The following is a 20,131-nucleotide window of genomic DNA, read 5'->3' as shown; positions in this document are numbered from 1 at the left end:
CTAGTTCAAGATATGCTTGCGAATGATATGCGCCACGCCGTCTTCATTGTTCGAGAGGGTGATCTCATCGGCGATTTCTTTGAGGGATGGGACTGCATTACCCATGGCTACCCCAAGTCCAGCTACCTCAAGCATTTCACGGTCGTTCCACGCATCGCCGATCGCCATGACTTCGGAGAGGTCGCAGTCAAAATGCTCAGCGAGATACGTGAGCGCGTGGCCTTTGGTACCTTCTTTGTGCATGATCTCGAGGAAATGCGGCTTGGACTTCGTGATGTGCACTTGATCGCCTAACATGTCGCGAAGCTTCACAGCGACTTCGTCCAGGTAATCTGGCTCATCGATGATGAGCATTTTGGTAGAAGGTTGATCGATCAGTTTGCTGAAGTCGGGCTCGACGATGTAAGGGATTTTGGAGAGTCCCGCATACGATTGCGTCTTCTCGTTATCTACTTGCACATAGAGTTGGTCATCAATATAGAGCTGCAAATGCAGTCCATGCGCTTCGGAATATTGAAGAATGCGGCGCGCCGCATCTTGTGGCACGCTACGCTCATATAATACGTGACCGTCCAGTAAGTTTTTGACCAAGGAACCTTGATAGGTAATCAAAGGTACGTTCATCCCGATTTGGCGGGCGATGGCCTGTGCGGACGCATACATGCGTCCTGTTGCGAGTGTGACCGTCACGCCTTGGGCAATCGATTGCTCGAGGGCGAGTTGGGTCGCCTCGGTCACGATTTTATCATCATTGATGAGTGTGTCATCTACATCGATCGCGATAAGTTTGTACATGGTGGAACCTCCTAAAGTAAGCATCCCAACTCCCGACGGATGGTACGTCCGTTATTTTGGATATGGGATCTTTATATTGCGGTGTAACGGACAATGAATCCGTTATTCGCTCCTTTTTACACATAAAGTGTTCATGAATGGGTCAATAAGAGCACGTCGGTCCGTAAGTCATCACAAATGGCTAGAATCGGGGCACTTAGCGGATCCAGTGTCCGGTACTTTTCGTGGAAGCATGACTAGTTCGCTCGTTCCAATCGTTCAGCAGAGGGTTCAGAAGCGTGCTGCCCTGAGGGACGCAACTCTGCGATTAACATACTGATGAACATGAGGACACAACCGATAATGGCCGTGACGCCGAGCTTTTCGTTGCCCCAGATGTACCCTGTAATGCCTGCGAACACGGGCTCCATGGCGAAAATAATCGCGACGCGCGCCGGAGACGTGTATTTCTGACAGTAAGTCTGTGCCCAGAACGCGAAGGCGGTACCGAACAGCAAGGTAATGCCAAGTGCCATCAAAACCTCCGGCTGCGAGGCTAGGTGAATCCAATCCTGCATCGTCCCCGTGTCCTCGAGTAGAATAGAACCGATGATGCCGAGAATCCCTACCGTACCGAGTTGAATTGTCACGAGCAGCAGTGTCGGATGCTCCGGGGCATATCGGCCGGTTGCGACAATTTGCAATGCGAAGCAAATCGCGCAGAGGAGCACGAGTAGATCTCCGAAATTAATGGATAATGATGCTCCTCCGGTGGAGAGCAGGAATAAGCCGATAAGTGCAACGGCTGCGCTGAGCCAAGCGATCCAGTTCAGCCGCTGGCGTAGGAACCACATCGAGAAGAAGGGAACCAAAACGACGGAGAGTCCTGTAATAAATCCTGCATTGGAGGATGTCGTATATAGGAGGCCGTAGGTCTGGAACCCATACCCGCCGAACAGCAGTACGCCGAGTACGAAGCCATGCCAGAGCAATTTTGTGTTCATGTGCTTCAACCAATCTCGGTGCACGAAGACTAGAATAATAAAGAATAATAGTGCGGCTCCTGTAAACCGGATACCATTAAAAGCAAGCGGCGGCAAGGCCTGAACAGCATGCTGCACAATAAGAAAGGTCGTCCCCCAAATGAGGGCAACCGATAGAAGAATCAGATCTGCGAAGAGCGAGCGTTTCATGGTGCGGATTAAGCCTCCAAGAAGAGCAAGCCCACAAATGCATCGAATTCGAGATTGCCGAAAAATTGCGTAATGTCTGTACCTTCTAGCTTGGCGCGAACAGAGGATTCTTCATATCGAGTACCGCGTAGAAGATCTTCGAGTTCTGAAATATCACGTTTAGCGAAGAAATCGCCATAAATTTTGATTTCATGGATGTTGCCATCTTCCACATCAAGACGTAGATCGACGATGCCAATTGGGAAGCGTTTCGAGTTGCGGATATTGAATTTTGGTGATTCGCCGTAGTTCCAATCCCAATTACGGTAGCGCTCATCCGCGATTTGGCGGATTTTGACCCAATCTTCCTCGGTAAGTCGATATTGTGGAACTTGATCTGGCTCCATGCCGAAAATGCTGCGTAAAACCTCAGCACGGAATTGTTCGATCGTCATCGGCTCGGTGAGGAACTCCGAGATATTCGCGACGCGGCTGCGAACCGATTTGGTTCCTTTGGAAGCGATCTTCTCAGCGTTCACTTTCAGCGCGGAAGCGACATTCTCCATTTCGGAGTTGAAGAGTAATGTACCGTGGCTGAACATACGTCCGCGGGAGCTAAATTGCGCATTCCCCGAGATCTTACGCTCGCCGATCTGGATATCATTGCGGCCTGTTAGTTCGGACTCGACGCCAAGCTTGCGAAGGGCATCGACGACAGGCTCGGTGAATTTCTTGAAATTGTTGAAGGATTGTCCATCGTCCTTGGTCAAGAAGCTGAAGTTCAGGTTGCCAAGGTCGTGATACACGGCTCCGCCACCGGATAAACGGCGTACGATGTGAATGCCATGTTCTTTGACATATTCCGCATTAATCTCTTCAATCGTATTCTGATGCTTACCGATGATAATGGACGGTTCATTAATATAGAACAGCAAGTAGCTGTCATCCATTGGGAGATGCCGAAGCGCATATTCTTCAATGGCTAGATTGAGTGTCGGGTCGGTAATCCCTTGGTTGTCAATAAATAACATGTGTACCCCTCCAGCGGATCGATTTTTCTGAAAATATTGCAAATTTCACGAATGTTCATTCAACTATTCATTGTAATCTATTTCGTCAAAATCTACAAAGGATCAAGGCAGAATCAGTGTTGACGCCAAGGTGCATTCATGCCCATAATCAAGCATAAACGACTACGGGATCCTTACATGGATGGGAAGCGTTTAAGCGAGAAATATAAGAACGTATAAGTGCGTGTTCAAAAAGTTGACTTTTTGAACAACCTCTATAACTTATAGACTCTTATATTTGAACGAAATAAACATGTACGCGATGGGGAAAGGACGATTGAAAAAATGATTGAAAGGTTTGGTCATGGGGGAGATTTAGAGACGGCCCAGGCGGCATTTGGTGTGGACCGAGGGGCATTCATCGATTATAGCGCGAATATTAACCCACTCGGTCCGCCGCCGCATGTGCTGGCAAGGGTTCAACAGGAGCTGCGGGATGTGGTGCATTATCCGGACCCGGATCATCGGCGGCTGCGGGCTTTGTTATCGGAAGCGCTGCATGTGGATGAATCGATGATCTGCATTGGGAACGGCGCGGCGGAATGCATGGCACTCGCATTGCTTGCGATGGCGCCGAGCCGCGTTGGCGTGATCTACCCATGTTTCTCCGAATATGCGGAGTTGTCCCGAAAATTCGGTGCGGAGGTTATTGGGATCCATGGGCATGCGGAACAGGGGTTTCGTGCGGAACTGAATGAAATTGCAGGCTTGATGCAGGAGGTGGATCTTCTCTTCCTCGGGCAGCCGAACAATCCGACAGGTGTGCAGTACGATCTCGAAGAGCTGGAGCAGCTTGCGGCGATCGCGGCTGATACGGACACAATGTTGATTATTGATGAAGCGTTCATGGATTTCATCGCACCGGATAGGCAGGCGACCTTGCTGCCTTGTGTGGAGCAATATTCGCATGTCATCCTCATTCGTTCGATGACGAAGTTCTATGCGATTCCTGGATTGCGGTTGGGTTATGCGGTCGCAGGGCCGTCACTCATTCATCGGCTGAAATCGAAGCAGGTAACATGGAGCGTGAATCGGCTTGCATTAGCGGCTGGGGAAGCCTGTTTGGTAGATTGTGAGGAATATGAGGCGGTAACGCGAGAACAGACGGTGATTGAACGGAATTACATGATTGAGCGATTGGAACAGGAATTTGGCTGCCAGACCTGGCCAAGTCTTGCGAATTTTATCCTCGTGCGGTTACCGAAGCCCTGGACTGCGGAGCAGCTTCAGACAAAGCTGGGGCTGAAAGGAATATTGATTCGGAGCTGTGCCATGTATGAAGGGCTCAGCGAAACGGACATCCGGCTTGCGGTGAAGGATCGAGAACGGAATGAAATCCTATTCAATAAGCTTACCGAAGTGTGGCAGGAAGGGGTGTAGCGTGAAGATGGTACAGCCTTTTCGAGCTGGTGAAGCGTTGATGGTGTATGAGAGTACGTGCTGGCCAGGACTTGCATTCCGTTATGATCGGGAACAGCATCATATTCGGATGCTCGCGCCGGAACCGCTGCAGACGCTTAGCAGTGCACCATATGCTGGCGGCAGTACGGTTGCTGATCATATCGTGAACGTCTACGTCACGAAGGATTATAATCGCCCCGATCCGATTCAGCATCTGGAATCGGAGATTATGGCTTGGGGCTATCCGCTGGATCAGACGGTAGGCCTATTGACCGCAGCGAAGCTGACGCATGCCTCCATTGCGGAAGCGGAGGGCGATCAGGCCCGTATCGTCGTGTGTACGACGGCGGGCACCTCCAATGCCGCGCGCGCCGGGCGAGCGCGCGAGACGTTCGCCGCCTACGCGCCGGGCACGATCAATACGATCGTGGCCGTGGACGGGCGGCTCGCGCCGGCTGCGCTGGTCGGCGCGATTATTACCGCGACGGAAGCGAAGGCCGCCGCGCTGCAAGATCTAGGCATCACCGACCCGCAGGACGGTGATGTGGCGACGGGCACGACGACGGACACCGTCGTGCTCGCCGTGAGCCAGAGCGCCCGCTATGGTGCGGAGCACCAGTATGCGGGCAGCGCGACGACGCTCGGCAATCTGCTCGGGCGTCTCGTGTACAACACCGTTTATGAAGCGGCACGAACGCAAGGAGAAGCATAATGATGTTAGAGCATGCGTATTTTATTATTCTCGCTTATATCGTCGATTGCATCATCGGCGATCCCCGCTGGATTCCGCATCCGGTTATCTTCATGGGCAGAGCGATTACCCAATTGGAACGTGGCGTTCGCCGCATCGCACATACACCGAAGCAATTGAAAGCAGGAGGGTTCTTACTCCCACTGATCCTCGTCGGGGGGGTATTCCTGCTCACATGGGGAGTGCTCTACTTGGTTGCGTTGATTCATCCGTGGCTGGCTTGGGCGCTGGAGGTCTTGCTGATCGCGACGACCATTGCGACGAAAGGCTTGAAGGATGCAGGGATGGAGGTATACCGTCATCTCCGTGCAGGGGATATGCCTGCGGCACGACGATCACTCGGGATGATCGTTGGTCGAGATACGGAGCATTTGGACGAACCGGAAATCGTGAGAGGAACAGTCGAGACCGTCGCCGAAAATATCGTCGATGCGATTACATCGCCTTTATTCTATGCTGCTATTGGGGGCGCACCGCTCGCCATGGCTTACCGCGCGGTAAATACGCTCGATTCGATGGTCGGTTACAAGAATGAGAAGTATAAAGACCTTGGATTCGCATCGGCTCGGTTGGATGATGTGGCGAACTGGATCCCGGCGCGGATAACCGCGATATTACTCACGATAGCTGCTTGGCTGCTGCGTCATGATGCACGAAGTGCTTGGCGGACGGTTCGCCGAGATGCGAAGGAGCACCCGAGTCCGAACAGTGGATACCCGGAGTCTGCGGTTGCTGGCGCACTTGGTGTAAGGCTTGGAGGGCATAACGTCTACAAGGGGATCGCGTCCTTTCGAGCGTACATGGGTGAACCGAAGGAGCCCCTTCGAGCGGACCACATTCCGATGACCGTGAGATTGATGTACCTGAGCTCAGCAATGTTCGCGCTGATCAGCGCAGCCATCCTATGGCTAGCTGCATCGTCATCGATGTGGTAATCACGAACGAAAAAAGGGGCTTGTCACCGCATGGTATGCAGGTTGACAAGCCCCTTTTCTTATATGTCTCATTGAGCGGCTCAAATAACTGTAAAAACGCAGTTAAATCGCTATACCCTGCTCGCAGAGGCGCGAATAACTGCAAATACGCAGTTAAATCGCGATACCCCGCTCGCAGAGGCCCGAATAACTGCAAAAATGCAGTTAAATCGCGATACCCCGCTCGCAGAGGCTTCGAATAACTGCAAAAATGCAGTTAAATCGCGATACCCCGCTCGCAGAGGCGCAAATAACTGCAAAAATGCAGTTAAATCGCGATACCCCGCTCGCAGTGGTACGAATAACTGCAATAATGCAGTTAAATCGCGATACCCCGCTCGCAGTGGCTCAAATAACTGCAAAAACGCAGTTAAATCGCGATACCCCGCTCGCAGAGGCTCGAATAACTGCAAAAACGCAGTTAAATCGCGATACCCCGCTCGCAGAGGCTCAAATAACTGCAAAAATGCAGTTAAATCGCGATTCCCCGCTCGCAGAGGCGCAAATAACTGCAAAAACGCAGTTAAATCGCGATCCCCCGCTCGCAGCGGCGCAAATAACTGCAAAAAAGCAGTTATTTGCCCTTACCGTCTCGGATTCCCCCTCGCCGCACTCACCTCTCACTTCAGACTATTCACAATGTGCGCCCAATACCGCTTCCGCAGAATTAAACTGAAGCACGTCTGGATCAAGATGAAGAGGACGAAGGACACAATGAACGGAAGCCACTTGAACATTGTGTCATCCTGCTGCTTGATGAAGAGCAAGAGCCCTGCGCTGTTCAATATTGCGAACAAGCTCGGCATGCCCATCATCAGGACGACGCGGGTTCTGACGATCTGATAGAGCTCAGGAATGCTGACGCCAATATTGTAGAGCGCCCGGAATTGAACGAGATCTTTGTTCAAGTCCGAGTAGATCTTGAAATAGACGAAGCTGGCCCCCGCTGTGAAGAATACGGCTGTAATGAATAAGCCGATGAAAATCACAATGTACGGCATCTGCTGGAAGAGATATTCATAATAGGCAGCGAGGGAATATTGATAACGATCTTGTACCCCTTCCTGGCCTAGTCCTTTCTCCACGAGTGCGAACAAGGTTAATGCATTATTGCTATTTGTAAATTGATAACCGAAGAAAGTCATGCTTTCGCCTGCTGTGTTGGCTGCTAGTTCCTTGTACAGGGAATCGGTGATCACCAGTACGCTCCCGTTCTTACCTCGCAGCTCTGGCATCCAGTTCTTTTTGGTATCTGGTGGCTTTAACAGTTGCAGTGAGCTCGAATAGTTAGGTATCTGAATCGAGGTGCGATTTTTCGCCATGTTATCTTTCCCTCTGGAAAGCCATAACGCCTCACCTTCGTGCAATGACGTGATCGGAGACTTATAGAACTCGCCGAGACGCACATAATCTTGATATCGCATGAAATAATCCACATAGTTCTCTGGTGTTGTTGTGAAACGCAACAATGGTATACGTTGTTTACTGTACGTTACACCCGTTTCCTTCAGACTCTGCTCAATATATTGGATATGCGTATCCTGCTTCGGATTGTTCAAGTTGGAAACATAGTATAACTGGAACGGTTCTTTGTTCGGCGTTACGTCCATCAGAAATCGGATGGATACGAGGACGACAACACATAAGCAGGTAATGGTCCAGAGTATCGTAAGCAAATAGAACATCAGCCCATTCTCACGAATGCGAAGCTCCGTCTCCGATAATTTGAGCAGATTTGTCTTCCTCCAGAACAGCGAGCGAATCTTCTTCATCCAGCGCATAACGATAGGAAGGACATGCCTGAACAATCCATATAACCCAATATGAATGACCATAAACGCGATGAGAAAGGTCCCTACATCTTTTCTGAAAGCTTGCACGTAACTCCAGATCAAGCAGCATAGTGCGATGGTCGCGAAAATGTAGGATGAATTACGGAATCGTAGTTTTCTGCGGCGAACCGTGAGCAGCTCCATCAGCGGTTGTCTGCCAATGAACAGATAGGACAGTGGCGAGATGAAGATGAACAAGATGCCGTATGTGATGGCCGTTGTCTTCAATGCTTCGATTGGAAAATAGAACGTCATCGAGCTGCCGCCAACCGCAAGCGATGCGATGATCAGGAATAATTTCAGGAAGACAAGTCCTGTGACAGTCCCTGTTAGTATCGAACCGACGCCAATAATGGAAAACTCCAAAAACAGCATAAATCGCAGCTGCCTCTTCGTCATTCCGAGGATCGTCAGAATGCCGAACTGCTGACTGCGAGCTTGGACAAAGACGGCCGTGGAATAGAGAATGAAGATGAATGAGAAAAATACGATCGAGCTTGCCCCAAGCGTCATGCCGCCGGATACGATTTCATTGACCGTGCTTGGTAGAATTTTGGGATGTAGGCTAAAAGCAACGTATAAGAAGAAGATCATCACAGCGAAGGCGCTGCTGAAGAAATAGGCTGCATATTTCCGAGCATGCCGCTTGACATTGTTAAACGCGAATTGTAGAAAATTCATTCGCGTCCCCTCCTAGAAGCGCGATCGCATTGATGATCTTCTGATAGAATGCGGAACGATTCTGTCCTTGAACGATCTCATTATAGAGCATCCCGTCCTTAATAAAGATCACCCGGTGGCAATAGCTGGCTGCGATCGGGTCATGGGTTACCATCATCATCGTGGTGCGATCGGTTTCATTAATCTGCTGAAGCGTCTCCATGACATGTCTGGATGCTTTAGAGTCCAAGTTCCCTGTCGGCTCATCGGCGAGCAAGAGCGATGGACGATGAATAATTGCTCGTGCGATTGCTGCTCGCTGCTGCTGTCCCCGTGATACTTCGAAAATACTGTTATCACGAATATCCTTGATCCCGAGCTTCTGAATAATGCTGCTCAGCCGCTCTTCCATTTCGGAGACGCGCACGCCGTCCAGCGTTAACGGAAGGATGATATTCTCTCCAATTGTCAGCGTCTCAATAAGATGGAACTCTTGGAATACGAACCCGAGCTGTTGTCTTCGAAAAGCGGCAAGTTTGTTCTTGCGAAGCTTGTACGGGTTGCTGCCGTTAATGAGAATCTGGCCGGATGACGGCATATCAATCGTCGAGATTACATTTAAGAGCGTGGTCTTCCCACTGCCGGATGGTCCCATAATACCGACGAATTCACCTTCACGGATCGTTAAGCTGAGGTCGGTCAATGCTCGGAACGCTTTGCGCCCGCTGTATACTTTATTGATATTTCGAACTTGAAGCATATCCACGCGCCTCACTCCTTTCGCCGGTAAGCATCGTCTTCGGTTGTATTGGTGAAATATATTCTTACACTTGTGCCTTCGCCTTGTTCCGACTCAACGGTGATGCGATGACCGAGTCGACTGCAGATCTCATGGACGAGATATAAGCCCATGCCGGTGGAAGCGGGATATTGTCTCCCATTATCTCCGGTAAAATACGGTTCGAATACACGTTCAACATCGTGCGCTGGAATACCAATGCCATAATCACGTACTTGGACCACGGTATGCTCCTGCTCCATGGAAGCGCTGATCTCGATGGTGCGGCTTTTGCCTGCGGAATATTTTACGGCATTGTTGATGATCTGACTAAAGACGAAGGTAAGCCATTTCTCATCGGACACGACCGTCTGGTTCTCATCGATCCCGATTTTCGGGAAGACTTGACTGCGAATGAATAACCTTTTATTCTGCTTCACGAATTGCCCCATCATCTGGGCGAGGTCGACCTCTTCAATATAAAAGTCATGCTCGAAGCTATCCAGCCTAGCCATATAGAGCACGGTCTCAAGCCCCTTGGTTAGCCGGTCTGTCTCTTCCCGTATACTGTCAAAAATCGGCTCATCTTCATCTTGAATCGTCATATGGATAACGGAGAGCGGTGTCTTCATATCATGCACCCATTGATTCATAAACGTAACATGGCGGTTCATACGATTCTCTGCCTGATGAAGCTCTTGCTGCATAAAATGAAACTGGTCAGTGAGCAAATCTTGCAATGCTTGTTCGATCGGTGTGAACTGTCTGCTCTTGGATGTGAAGATGGGCTCCATGGATGCCTCCGGATTCGATAATCTGGCATAGAACCCCCGTTTGGACACATATTGATAGACGAGGAAGACCAGTAACAGAAATAGACTTACGAAGAAGACGTAGCTGATGGTCGATAGTGCTGAACCGTCATTAAAGGCATAAACAATGGATGTTATAACAATTTGAAGTCCTAGAATAATCATTAATGGAACGTGATCACGAAGGAACAGTCTCATGAGGAGACATCCGCCCATGTCACCTTCAGGCGATAGCCCGCGCCCCGTACCGTCTCGACCGCTTCTTCTATGCCAAGATCCTTCAGCTTCTTGCGAAGGCGCGTGACATATACATTGAGCGTATTCTCGTCCACGAAATGGTTCTCATCCCATAGCTTCTCCAGAATTCGATCACGGCTAACAACGCGAGGATAACGCTCCATGAGCACTTCCAGCAGCAACGATTCTTTGCGGAGCAGCTCCAGACTCTGATCCGCTAAGGAGACCTCCAGACGTTCAGGCAAGAGGGTAAGTCCGTGGAGACTTAAAGAGCGCTCCGTAGCTTTTGGTGCATAGCTACCATAGGCGCGGCGCAGGTGGCTGGCGATTTTGGCCATGACAATCTCATAATCGAAAGGCTTGGTAATATAATCATCGGCACCGTGCTCTAGGGCCATCACTTGCTCCATTTTACCTTCCCTTGCAGAGATGAAGAGGATGGGACAGGTGGAGATTTGGCGGATTTGGCGGCACCAATAGAATCCATCGAACTTCGGCAAATTGACATCGAGCAGTACGAGATTGGGTTCGATCTGGGTGAACTGATCCGCAATGCGGTCGAAATCATCTGCGACGACAGCCTTATAGCCGTATTTCTCAAGCTGCTCTTTGAGCAAGGTGTATATCTTGGGATCGTCTTCTACAATCATGATTCTATCCATGAGGGCATTTCTCTCCTTCAATAAGAGGTTCATTATTTGCTAGTTATGATGATAAAGATTTCTTATTCGAAATACAAATCAAGGGGCTGCAAATGTGCTACATATTTAGTTGTAAGGTGGGGGCTTTTCCCCTATAATAACAAGGTGAAAGGCTTAGCTTGAATTGAATAGGAAATCTGTAGGTCCCTATCTGTGCGAATGTCGTATAGATCGGGTTAAAAGGGAATCCGGTGCAAATCCGGAACGGTCCCGCCACTGTAATCTGGGGATGACCTCAATAGCCACTGTTCCATAACAGGAATGGGAAGGCGAGGGCATGCAAGACCCATAAGTCAGGAGACCTGCCTATGGATACGAATGACAAACCTTCGAGGAAAGGGTTGCGCTCAGTTGGAAGACGTGTGACATGCAGTACGCATACATACGGATATATTCCGAAATTGACGTGCCCCGGGTCCTGTAGGATCTGGGGTTTTCTCTGTTCAAACGTTCAGCTTCCATTAAGAATAAGGGGAGAGAGACAAGGATGAAGATTTGGAAAGGTTTATCGACGTGGGCACTGATTCTCGCGCTCGTTGTCAGTATCGCGGCTTGCGGTACGAAGGGGACAGAAGACGCAGCAAAGCAAGGGGCTCAGACAGAGCAGAGCAAACAGGAGCAAAAAGACAATACCGAAACATCGGACCTCAAGACGAAGTATCCTCTTACGATTAAGGATGCGACAGGCGAGGAGTTTACATTTGACAAAGCACCTGAGCGTATCGTATCGGTATCGCCGGCAGAGACGGAGTCGCTCTTCGCACTTGGACTGGATCAACAAATCGTTGGTGTATCGGATTATGATGACTACCCGGCAGCAGCAAGCTCCAAGCCGAAAATGGGAAGCATTATGAAGCCGAATGAAGAAGCGGTTATCGGTGCCAATGCGGACATCGTCTTTACGGGAATTTCCATGAAAGAAGAATCCGTGAAGAAGCTTCGTGATCTGGGAATCAAAATTTTCAAAGTCGAACCGAAGACGCTTGAAGATATTATGAAAAATATCGAAGTGTACGGTCAAATTACGGATCGTCAAGCGGAAGCGAAGCAAGTGATCGATAAGATGAAGGCGGACCGCGATTCGGTCATTGAAGCGGTGAAGAATGTCGCTGCGGATCAGAAGAAGAAGGTATACATCGAATTCTCCCCAGGCTGGACGGTCGGTAAAGGCGAATTCATGGATGAATTGATCACAATCGCTGGCGGCGTGAACGTGGCATCCGATGTACAAGGCTGGGTGCAGATTAATGAAGAGAATATTATTCATTCGAATCCGAATGTCATTCTATTCGCGAATGATGCCAAAGATTATGAGACAGGCAAACCGATTAAAGATATCATTCTAGGTCGCAGCGGCTGGGATCAAATTGATGCGATTAAGAATAATCAAGTGATTGGCGTGGATGGCAACTTGCTTAGCAGACCAGGTCCACGTCTAACCGATGGCTTGATCGCCATGGCGAAGGCGATCTATCCGGATTTGGTGAAATAATGAACCGAACAGGATTGCTGTGGGGAGGGGGAGGAATACTCCTCCTCCTTTTTACGATTTGCGTCTCGGCTACCATTGGCTCAGTGCATATTCCGCTGCAGCAAATCCCAGCCATTTTGCTGCATCAGATTCCTTGGCTTCAAGATATGATTCCCAAGACGTGGCCAGGTTCCTATGAACAGATCTTATTAAAGGTACGGATTCCTCGCATTGCGATTGGGGTCTTGGTTGGTGCATGCCTATCCTTATCCGGTGCGGCATTTCAGGGGGTCTTGCGCAATCCGCTGGCGGACCCGTACACGCTTGGCGTGTCTTCCGGCGCCTCTGTAGGTGCGGCATTTATGATTTATTTTGGCATCCAATATTCACTTGTTGGACAGTGGTCCGTGCCCATTGTTGCTTTCACGACAGGGGTCTTAACCCTATGGCTTGTGATGCGGCTTGCGCAAGATGAAGGCAAAATACCGACGGAACGGTTAATACTCGCCGGTGTTGTCATGCAGGCCTTCCTCGGAGCGTTCGTGTCCCTGCTCGTCGCATTGTCGGATAAGACGATCAATGAAATTATGTTCTGGCTCATGGGCAGCCTCTCGCTGCGCGGATGGGCATATACCGCGGTGCTGGGGCCGTATTTGATCGTTGGCTTTATTATTGTGATGGGTTATGCCAGGACGATGAACATCCTTGCGCTAGGGGAACGTGAAGCCGCGCATTTAGGGATTCGTGTGGATCGGACGAAGATGATTATTCTATTAACGGCGACATTTATGACGGCTGCGGCCGTATCCGTATCAGGTGTCATCGGCTTCGTCGGGTTGATCGTCCCCCATATGATTCGATTGCTGGTCGGCTCGAATTATCGACTGATCGTCCCGTTATCCGCAATTGGTGGTGGAATCTACATGGTGATCGCAGATACCCTTGCTCGATCGGTACTCGCACCCACTGAAATTCCGCTTGGCGTTGTAACCGCATTTATTGGCGCACCATTCTTCGCCTATCTGCTGCACCGCAACAAAAAAACGCGAAGGGGTCGATTGTCATGATCCGAGTCGAACATGTAGATAAGCATTATGGGGCTGCGAAGGTGCTGCAAAATATTCATTTTGAAGTGGAGCCAGGGACTTGTCTTGGCATCATCGGTCCGAATGGAAGCGGGAAATCGACGTTGCTGCAATGCATATCCGGCGTGGAGCCGGCTTCTGCGGGCGAGATTGTCATTCGCAACCAACCTTTATCGGCGTATTCGCGGAAAGCTTTGTCACAGCATCTTGCGGTCCTACAGCAGGAGACGCTGCCACCTGTTGGATATTCCGTGCAGGAGGTTCTTGAGATGGGAAGGTTCCCATTCCAGAATTGGCTCGGCCGGGATCAGACGGATGCATCCTCACTTATCGCTGGGGTCGCGGAGCAATTGAATTTAGCGGAGCTGCTCGATCGACCACTGCATGAACTTAGCGGTGGACAACGGCAGCGTGTCGCCCTCGGCAAAGTGATGGTTCAGCAGCCTGAAATTCTGCTGCTGGATGAACCAACGACGTATCTGGATATTCGCTATCAGCTGCAATTTATGGATTATGTGCGGAAATGGCAGCGTGACTGCGGCTTGACGATCATCGCTGTTCTTCATGATCTGAACTTAGCGGCGCAATATTGTGATCAATTGCTTGTGCTGCATGAAGGGAAACAGGTGGCGATTGGCAAGCCAACTGAAATATTAAGCCGGGAGCGCGTTCACGAAGTTTTCGGTACGGAACCGATTATTATTCCTCATCCTGTGAACGGCGCGCCACAAATCTTGCTTCAACCGGATTCCCATGAGACACTAGGAAATGAAGCAAAATAGAATCTTACTTACATCGAAGAATCATACACAGATTGGAGCGAGATAATGAGAGAACAATTAGAACAACTCATTTCACACATTGAACCATTAGATGGGCAGATGGTCGAGGAAGCGATGCAGCATTTGGATCAGCTGACGAAGCCTCCAGGCAGCCTTGGCAAGCTTGAGAATATTGCGGCGCAGGTCGCAGGCATTACAGGTGAATTGCACCCCGCATTCGCGAAGAAAGCCGTTATCGTCATGGCTGGAGATCATGGCGTGTGTGAAGAAGGGATTAGTGCATTCCCCTCGGAAGTGACACCGCAGATGGTCTATAATTTCTTGAACGGCGGCGCAGCCGTGAACGTGCTGGCACGTCATGCAGGTGCGGATGTCGTATGTGTCGACATCGGCGTGAATGCAGATATGGAGCATCCGCAGCTGGTGTCCCGGAAAGTCCGTAAAGGAACGGCAAATATGGCGAAGGGCCCAGCCATGTCACGAGATGAAGCGATCCAAGCTATCCTCGCAGGAGCTGAGATTGTAGAGCAGCGTGTTGCCGATGGGTATAAGATCTTCGCGACAGGCGAGATGGGCATTGGGAACACGACAGCGAGTGCAGCCATTCTAAGTGTGCTCACGGGCATGTCATCCGAGGAGACGGTAGGACGCGGAACTGGCATCGATGATGAACGTATGCTACATAAGCAAGCGGTTGTTCGCCAAGCAATTCAAGTAAACCGTCCGAATGCGAAGGACCCGCTGGATGTCCTGGCGAAGGTAGGGGGACTAGAGATCGCTGGTCTGGTCGGCGTGATCCTGGGCGCAGCAAGACATCAATGCCCTGTTGTGATTGATGGATTCATCTCTTCTGCAGCAGCGTTGATAGCCAGCCGTATTGAACCGCTAACAAGCGGATATATGATCGGATCGCATCTATCCCAAGAACAAGGGCATGAGAGCTTGCTTGAAGAAATCGGATTAACGCCAGTGCTGCAATTGGACATGCGGCTTGGTGAAGGGACAGGTGCCGTGCTTGCCTTTACCTTGATCGATGCAGCAACGAAAATCATGCGTGAGATGGCAACCTTCGCAAGTGCAGGCGTAAGCTCAGGCGAATAAAGAAATGATGAATGGATGTATCACATGAGGGGAGAGAAAAGGCATGCCGATTCTGGTAACAGGTGGTGCGCGAAGCGGGAAGAGCTCCTTCGCGGAGAAGCTCTGCGCAAACTATGGCGATCGCGGTATCTATATCGCGACGGCACAACTCTACGACGATGAGATGCGAGAACGGGTTCGCATGCACCAAATGGAGCGGGATCAAGCTGCTTTCGAATGGAAGACCATCGAAGAACCCTACGACTTAATCGCCTTACTCGGAGATCTCGAAGGGTCGAAGATGATTCTCGTCGATTGCTTGACCCTGTGGCTCTCGAATATTCTACTGCGCTGCGAAGCGGAGCCGAATGCAACTGATTTGGTAAAGCAGCAGATTGATCAGTTGGTAGAACGGGTTCGAATTTACGCGGGTACGCTAATCTTCGTGACGAACGAGGTTGGCAGCGGGATTGTGCCGGAATATCCGCTAGGCAGGCAATATCGGGATCTAGCTGGTTATATGAATCGGAAGCTAGCGGGAGTCTGTGAGCAAGTGTATCTGGTCACCGCAGGCATCCCGATCGAACTCAAGAGCAGGGCGGTTCAGTTATGAAACAAGCAGCGCAAGCCTGTGTAGCAGCCTTTCAATTCTTATCGAGGCTGCCGCTGCCGATTCAAATTCATTATTCCAAAGAGGTGTTCGCTCGCAGCGTGGTGTTCTATCCGCTTGTTGGCGCAGTTCTCGGTGGGCTGGTGTGGGGCTTCGGCTACGGCAGCTCACTGCTCTTCCCTCTTGTACTAGCGGCCGTCCTGACCTTGGTCTGGACGGTTTCTTTGACAGGGGCCTTACATATTGATGGGTTAATGGACACCGCAGATGGGATTCTAAGCCATCGACCACGGGAACAAATGCTTGAAATTATGAAGGACAGCCGGGTAGGAGCTATGGGCGTCATTGTCTGTGTTCTTGCGATGCTGCTCAAGGCCGTTATTTTCTACACCTTATTGGATCAGAAATGGTCTTGGGAGATCGTCCTGCCCTTCATTTGGAGCCGCTGGTTTATGGTCATTGGGATGGCAGCATTTCCTTATGCAAGGAAGGAATCTGGACTCGGCAGTTATTTTAAAGGCGTAGGTGCGCGGCATGTAACGGGAGCAACGCTGATGGCGGTTGTTGTATCTGTGCTGATCTGGATTGGTACTGCGATGTGGGGTGGCATAGGTACAATCACCACATCAGACGGGTTATCTATTGTATGGATTGGGATGGGCGCATTATTGCTCGGGATGATCATAGCAAGATCCATGGCGAATAAGCTCGGTGGTCTAACCGGCGACACTTATGGCGCATTGAACGAATGTTTGGAAATTCTACTGCTGCTTATATGTACAATAATCGTCTAGAAGGAGGCGACTGCATGTCCAGTGAACGGCCAAAAGCAAGAACCATTATGCTGCAAGGAACGGCATCCGATGTAGGCAAGAGCATTGTAACGACGGCATTATGTCGGATTTTGAAGCAGGACGGGTGGAAGGTTGCTCCTTATAAATCGCAGAACATGGCGCTAAATTCGTATGTGACGATGGATGGCAAAGAAATCGGGCGAGCGCAAGGCGTGCAAGCGGAAGCTTGCGAGATTCCGGCGACGACCGATATGAACCCGATCCTCATCAAACCGATGAAAGAGATGAACGCACAAATCGTTGTCCACGGCAAACCCTATACGCAGTTAAGCGCACGTGATTATCGGTCCGAATTTCTCCCTTTTGCCAAAACGACGGTGGTCGATGCGCTTGAACGCTTACGGGCAGAATACGAAGTCGTTGTGATTGAAGGTGCAGGCAGTCCGGCAGAGATTAATCTGAAGCAAAATGATATTGTGAACATGAATCTGGCCGCATGGGCGGAAGCGCCTGTCCTGCTCGTTGCGGACATTGATCGCGGCGGCGTATTCGCTTCGCTGGTCGGAACGTTGGAACTCTTAGAACCGCATGAACGTGATCGTGTCAAAGGCTTCATTATAAACAAATTCCGCGGAGACCTCAGTTTGCTTCAACCTGGTCTAGACTGGCTCGAAGAGCGGACGGGCATTCCCGTGGTCGGTGTACTGCCTTATTTGCCGAATATCGATATTGAACAAGAGGACTCCGTCGTATTGGATGCATACAAAGGGAAGGCACTCGGGGACAATGAAGAATATGAGCTCGATATTGCTGTCATCCGATATCCACGAATCTCGAACTTTACGGATATTGACGCCTTGGTTGCGGAGCAGGATGTGCGCGTTCGTTATGTGCAATCGCTCGCCGAACTAGGGACGCCGGATGGGATCATTTTACCAGGAACGAAGAATACGATGGATGATTTACGCTTCTTACGCGAATCGGGTCTAGCTGACGCCATACTTACCTTCGCTCATGTTCATGAGGATGAGGGACACTCTTCCTGTGACATCGTTGGTATTTGCGGTGGATATCAGATGCTGGGCGAACAGCTCCTTGATCCGCATGGGGTTGAGGTTGAAGCGGGAGCCGAAGCGCTGGGGCTTAGTTTGCTTCCACTACAGACAACCTTCTATGCGGAGAAGAAAACCGAACGGGTTCAAGGTGTTATCGATTGTTCGCAGCCGCAGTGGGGCCAAGGGAATGGCACAGCGATTACCGGGTATGAGATCCATATGGGTCAGACGATTCGATTGGATGGCAAGAAGGAATCCGTCTATCCGCTGTTCCAGATGTCGAATCACAGGGCGGAAGGATTAGCATCGGCAAATGGTCAAGTATGGGGCACGTATTTGCACGGGATCTTCCATAATGATGTCTTCCGTCGGCAGTGGCTTAATCAGATACGTAAGCGCAAAGGATTGCATGCGATCGAGGATATCATTCCTTTTGCAGATCGACAGCAGCTCGCCTTCGATCGATTGGCTGATGAGACGCGGAAATCCATGAATATCGCATTAATCTATGAGATTGCTGGCTTACCAGCACGAACAGCTAAGGAACCCTCGATCTCTGAATAGAAAGGAAATAGAGCATGCAAGCAATGAAAGTACGAAAGACGCCATTGTATCTTACACTCGTAGGACTTATCGCATCCATCGTCGTGGCGTATTTCGTAGCGACGAACCGAGTCTCCGCATTTGATGAAGCGATTATTCACTTTGTACAAGGGAAGGAGTCGCCCTTCTGGACGGGATTTGCAAAATTCTGTGCCTTTATCGGTTCGACGGTACCTGTCATCTGTATCACGCTTCTTACCATGTTATTCCTATTTTTTGTTCTGAAGCATCGCGAAGAATTGATCCTCTTCGGCATTGTAGTCGGTGGCTCGGCATTACTGAATGTGGTGTTAAAAAGATTATTTACACGTGAACGCCCGACCATTCACAGGATACTGGAGGAAACAGGTTATAGCTTCCCATCGGGTCATGCGATGGCTGCTTTCTCGCTATATGGGGTCATCGTCTTCCTGCTCTGGAAGCACATTCGGCCGAGATGGGGACGTGTTTTGCTGTTAATTCTTGGTTCGTTGATCATTGCGATGATCGGAATTAGCCGGGTCTATGCGGGCGTGCACTATCCGAGTGATGTACTCGCTGGCTATCTGGTATCAGGCAGTTGGCTTGCGTTTTGTATCTATTGGTATCAGTGGTACCGAGAGCGTAAAACATCTGGAAAATAATGAGATTCCCAAATTTTTGGTAATGATCGCATCTTATGACGTATGTTACACTTCCTTCAGTGAATGAGGGCTTAGCATTCACACAACAAAATGCAATGCATACAAGGAGGATTTATACCATATGAAGAAGAAGATGATGAATCGTTTCTCCAAGACGGTTATGGTCACTGCGGTGGCATGTGCGTGGATGTTGCCAACAGCAGTTTCAGCTGCACCAGTTCAATGCAACTGGAATGATTTTATTAATAATTTCATGAAAAATATGCCGAAGCAAGTTCAGGTTGTAGGTGGTGGCGCATGCCCGACATTCCCAGGAAACGTGACATTCCCAACGTACCCTCAGCAGCCGACAGTGCCGACAGTCCCTGTACAGCCAAGCAAGCCAACGGTACCAACGCAACCAACGAAGCCAACTCCGCCGACAAATGACAATAAGCCAACACAACCGAATCAAGGGGATACTAGCTTCGCTGCACAAGTTGTGAGCTTAGTGAACCAAGAACGTGCAAAGGCTGGTCTGCAGCCGCTATCGACAGACAGCAGACTTGCTGCAATGGCTCTAGATAAAGCAAAAGATATGTATAGCAACAACTATTTCGATCATCAATCGCCAACGTACGGTTCGCCATTTGATATGATGAAGCAATACAACATTGCTTTTGGTTATGCAGGTGAGAACATTGCGAAAGGCCAGACAACACCACAGCAAGTGATGAATGACTGGATGAACAGTTCAGGTCACCGTGCGAATATCTTGAATGCGAACTTCACACACATTGGTGTAGCGTACTACCAAGGTGAATGGGTGCAAGAATTCATCAGCAAAGCATAATTGCACAAATCATACAAACAAAGGCAGTTCCCGT

20 protein-coding genes and 1 riboswitch are annotated in these 20,131 nt (G+C 49.9%); of the genes, 12 read left to right on the top strand and 8 right to left on the bottom strand.

What is annotated here, in order from left to right; genetic code table 11:
- The 3 genes from ACFQZR_RS24490 to lplA form a co-directional block, all read right to left on the bottom strand.
- Window positions 1–795 carry a Cof-type HAD-IIB family hydrolase gene (locus ACFQZR_RS24490; RefSeq protein WP_379350769.1) on the bottom strand — a complete coding sequence of 265 codons (795 nt, stop codon included), beginning with the start codon at window positions 793–795 and terminating at the stop codon, window positions 1–3.
- 236 nt (window positions 796–1,031) lie between these two features.
- Entirely contained in the window at window positions 1,032–1,967 is a 936-nt protein-coding gene (locus tag ACFQZR_RS24485) for a DMT family transporter (RefSeq protein WP_379350767.1), read from the bottom strand.
- Between the two features lie 8 nt (window positions 1,968–1,975).
- Entirely contained in the window at window positions 1,976–2,977 is a 1,002-nt protein-coding gene (lplA, locus tag ACFQZR_RS24480) for a lipoate--protein ligase (protein ID WP_018756383.1), read from the bottom strand.
- Between the two features lie 324 nt (window positions 2,978–3,301).
- On the opposite strand from lplA, the gene cobD reads away from it, so the two are divergent.
- Genes cobD through cbiB form a run of 3 tightly spaced genes read left to right on the top strand, consistent with a single transcriptional unit; the run spans window position 3,302 to window position 6,103 of the window.
- Window positions 3,302–4,396: a threonine-phosphate decarboxylase CobD gene (cobD, locus tag ACFQZR_RS24475; RefSeq protein WP_379350764.1), complete on the top strand. Its 1,095-nt coding sequence runs from the start codon at window positions 3,302–3,304 to the stop codon at window positions 4,394–4,396.
- A 7-nt stretch (window positions 4,397–4,403) separates the two neighbouring features.
- A complete protein-coding gene (locus ACFQZR_RS24470; protein ID WP_379350991.1) occupies window positions 4,404–5,129 on the top strand; it encodes an adenosylcobinamide amidohydrolase in 726 nt (241 codons plus the stop codon).
- Window positions 5,129–6,103 (top strand): adenosylcobinamide-phosphate synthase CbiB, encoded by a 975-nt coding sequence (gene cbiB, locus ACFQZR_RS24465; protein WP_379350761.1) that lies wholly within the window; start codon window positions 5,129–5,131, stop codon window positions 6,101–6,103. Before ACFQZR_RS24470 ends, cbiB begins: the two co-directional genes overlap by 1 nt.
- A gap of 110 nt (window positions 6,104–6,213) precedes the next feature.
- Here the strand turns inward: cbiB and ACFQZR_RS24460 are convergent, their stop codons facing one another.
- From ACFQZR_RS24460 to ACFQZR_RS24440, 5 genes are read right to left on the bottom strand one after another with little or no spacing between them, the layout of a single operon-like run.
- Complete coding sequence (locus ACFQZR_RS24460) at window positions 6,214–6,708, bottom strand: hypothetical protein (protein WP_379350759.1); 495 nt, start codon at window positions 6,706–6,708, stop codon at window positions 6,214–6,216.
- 54 nt (window positions 6,709–6,762) lie between these two features.
- Window positions 6,763–8,655, bottom strand: a complete 1,893-nt coding sequence (locus tag ACFQZR_RS24455; RefSeq protein WP_379350757.1) for an FtsX-like permease family protein — start codon at window positions 8,653–8,655, stop codon at window positions 6,763–6,765.
- Entirely contained in the window at window positions 8,630–9,400 is a 771-nt protein-coding gene (locus ACFQZR_RS24450; protein WP_018756378.1) for an ABC transporter ATP-binding protein, read from the bottom strand. Before ACFQZR_RS24450 ends, ACFQZR_RS24455 begins: the two co-directional genes overlap by 26 nt.
- A 5-nt stretch (window positions 9,401–9,405) precedes the next feature.
- Window positions 9,406–10,422 carry a sensor histidine kinase gene (locus ACFQZR_RS24445; protein WP_379350754.1) on the bottom strand — a complete coding sequence of 339 codons (1,017 nt, stop codon included), beginning with the start codon at window positions 10,420–10,422 and terminating at the stop codon, window positions 9,406–9,408.
- Entirely contained in the window at window positions 10,419–11,123 is a 705-nt protein-coding gene (locus tag ACFQZR_RS24440; RefSeq protein ID WP_379350752.1) for a response regulator transcription factor, read from the bottom strand. Before ACFQZR_RS24440 ends, ACFQZR_RS24445 begins: the two co-directional genes overlap by 4 nt.
- A 163-nt stretch (window positions 11,124–11,286) precedes the next feature.
- Window positions 11,287–11,486: riboswitch (cobalamin riboswitch) on the top strand.
- 163 nt (window positions 11,487–11,649) lie between these two features.
- Here ACFQZR_RS24440 and ACFQZR_RS24435 point away from each other — a divergent pair.
- The 9 genes from ACFQZR_RS24435 to ACFQZR_RS24395 all read left to right on the top strand — a co-directional run bounded on the left by ACFQZR_RS24435 (window position 11,650) and on the right by ACFQZR_RS24395 (window position 20,097).
- The gene (locus ACFQZR_RS24435; protein WP_379350750.1) at window positions 11,650–12,654 is read left to right on the top strand and encodes an ABC transporter substrate-binding protein; all 1,005 of its coding nucleotides are present in this window, start codon (window positions 11,650–11,652) and stop codon (window positions 12,652–12,654) included.
- Window positions 12,654–13,700, top strand: coding sequence for a FecCD family ABC transporter permease (locus tag ACFQZR_RS24430; RefSeq protein ID WP_379350748.1), 1,047 nt, complete (start codon window positions 12,654–12,656; stop codon window positions 13,698–13,700). Before ACFQZR_RS24435 ends, ACFQZR_RS24430 begins: the two co-directional genes overlap by 1 nt.
- Window positions 13,697–14,500 (top strand): ABC transporter ATP-binding protein, encoded by an 804-nt coding sequence (locus ACFQZR_RS24425; RefSeq protein WP_379350746.1) that lies wholly within the window; start codon window positions 13,697–13,699, stop codon window positions 14,498–14,500. The genes ACFQZR_RS24430 and ACFQZR_RS24425 overlap by 4 nt, the downstream gene beginning before the upstream one ends.
- Before the next feature lie 45 nt (window positions 14,501–14,545).
- The gene (cobT, locus tag ACFQZR_RS24420; protein ID WP_379350744.1) at window positions 14,546–15,601 is read left to right on the top strand and encodes a nicotinate-nucleotide--dimethylbenzimidazole phosphoribosyltransferase; all 1,056 of its coding nucleotides are present in this window, start codon (window positions 14,546–14,548) and stop codon (window positions 15,599–15,601) included.
- Between the two features lie 43 nt (window positions 15,602–15,644).
- Window positions 15,645–16,193, top strand: a complete 549-nt coding sequence (cobU, locus tag ACFQZR_RS24415) for a bifunctional adenosylcobinamide kinase/adenosylcobinamide-phosphate guanylyltransferase (protein ID WP_379350742.1) — start codon at window positions 15,645–15,647, stop codon at window positions 16,191–16,193.
- The gene (gene cobS, locus ACFQZR_RS24410) at window positions 16,190–16,984 is read left to right on the top strand and encodes an adenosylcobinamide-GDP ribazoletransferase (RefSeq protein ID WP_379350740.1); all 795 of its coding nucleotides are present in this window, start codon (window positions 16,190–16,192) and stop codon (window positions 16,982–16,984) included. The genes cobU and cobS overlap by 4 nt, the downstream gene beginning before the upstream one ends.
- A 14-nt stretch (window positions 16,985–16,998) precedes the next feature.
- A complete protein-coding gene (locus tag ACFQZR_RS24405) occupies window positions 16,999–18,603 on the top strand; it encodes a cobyric acid synthase (RefSeq protein WP_379350738.1) in 1,605 nt (534 codons plus the stop codon).
- A gap of 14 nt (window positions 18,604–18,617) precedes the next feature.
- Window positions 18,618–19,265 carry a phosphatase PAP2 family protein gene (locus ACFQZR_RS24400; protein WP_379350736.1) on the top strand — a complete coding sequence of 216 codons (648 nt, stop codon included), beginning with the start codon at window positions 18,618–18,620 and terminating at the stop codon, window positions 19,263–19,265.
- A 121-nt stretch (window positions 19,266–19,386) separates the two neighbouring features.
- The gene (locus ACFQZR_RS24395; protein WP_379350733.1) at window positions 19,387–20,097 is read left to right on the top strand and encodes a CAP domain-containing protein; all 711 of its coding nucleotides are present in this window, start codon (window positions 19,387–19,389) and stop codon (window positions 20,095–20,097) included.
- Window positions 20,098–20,131 lie beyond the last annotated feature (34 nt).

Origin of the sequence: Paenibacillus sp. GCM10027629, from assembly GCF_042676425.1 — a bacterium.
GTDB lineage: Bacteria > Bacillota > Bacilli > Paenibacillales > Paenibacillaceae > Paenibacillus_K > Paenibacillus_K terrigena.
This window is presented reverse-complemented; position numbering and strand designations above follow the sequence as displayed.

Bases quoted from the DNA above. Each gene is read 5' to 3' on its own strand.
- ACFQZR_RS24490 (WP_379350769.1), bottom strand. From the start codon at position 795: ATGTACAAACTTATCGCGATCGATGTAGATGACACACTCATCAATGAT.
- ACFQZR_RS24485 (WP_379350767.1), bottom strand. From the start codon at position 1,967: ATGAAACGCTCGCTCTTCGCAGATCTGATTCTTCTATCGGTTGCCCTC.
- lplA (WP_018756383.1), bottom strand. From the start codon at position 2,977: ATGTTATTTATTGACAACCAAGGGATTACCGACCCGACACTCAATCTA.
- cobD (WP_379350764.1), top strand. From the start codon at position 3,302: ATGATTGAAAGGTTTGGTCATGGGGGAGATTTAGAGACGGCCCAGGCG.
- ACFQZR_RS24470 (WP_379350991.1), top strand. From the start codon at position 4,404: ATGGTACAGCCTTTTCGAGCTGGTGAAGCGTTGATGGTGTATGAGAGT.
- cbiB (WP_379350761.1), top strand. From the start codon at position 5,129: ATGATGTTAGAGCATGCGTATTTTATTATTCTCGCTTATATCGTCGAT.
- ACFQZR_RS24455 (WP_379350757.1), bottom strand. From the start codon at position 8,655: ATGAATTTTCTACAATTCGCGTTTAACAATGTCAAGCGGCATGCTCGG.
- ACFQZR_RS24445 (WP_379350754.1), bottom strand. From the start codon at position 10,422: ATGAGACTGTTCCTTCGTGATCACGTTCCATTAATGATTATTCTAGGA.
- ACFQZR_RS24440 (WP_379350752.1), bottom strand. From the start codon at position 11,123: ATGGATAGAATCATGATTGTAGAAGACGATCCCAAGATATACACCTTG.
- ACFQZR_RS24435 (WP_379350750.1), top strand. From the start codon at position 11,650: ATGAAGATTTGGAAAGGTTTATCGACGTGGGCACTGATTCTCGCGCTC.
- ACFQZR_RS24430 (WP_379350748.1), top strand. From the start codon at position 12,654: ATGAACCGAACAGGATTGCTGTGGGGAGGGGGAGGAATACTCCTCCTC.
- ACFQZR_RS24425 (WP_379350746.1), top strand. From the start codon at position 13,697: ATGATCCGAGTCGAACATGTAGATAAGCATTATGGGGCTGCGAAGGTG.
- cobT (WP_379350744.1), top strand. From the start codon at position 14,546: ATGAGAGAACAATTAGAACAACTCATTTCACACATTGAACCATTAGAT.
- cobU (WP_379350742.1), top strand. From the start codon at position 15,645: ATGCCGATTCTGGTAACAGGTGGTGCGCGAAGCGGGAAGAGCTCCTTC.
- cobS (WP_379350740.1), top strand. From the start codon at position 16,190: ATGAAACAAGCAGCGCAAGCCTGTGTAGCAGCCTTTCAATTCTTATCG.
- ACFQZR_RS24405 (WP_379350738.1), top strand. From the start codon at position 16,999: ATGTCCAGTGAACGGCCAAAAGCAAGAACCATTATGCTGCAAGGAACG.
- ACFQZR_RS24400 (WP_379350736.1), top strand. From the start codon at position 18,618: ATGCAAGCAATGAAAGTACGAAAGACGCCATTGTATCTTACACTCGTA.
- ACFQZR_RS24395 (WP_379350733.1), top strand. From the start codon at position 19,387: ATGAAGAAGAAGATGATGAATCGTTTCTCCAAGACGGTTATGGTCACT.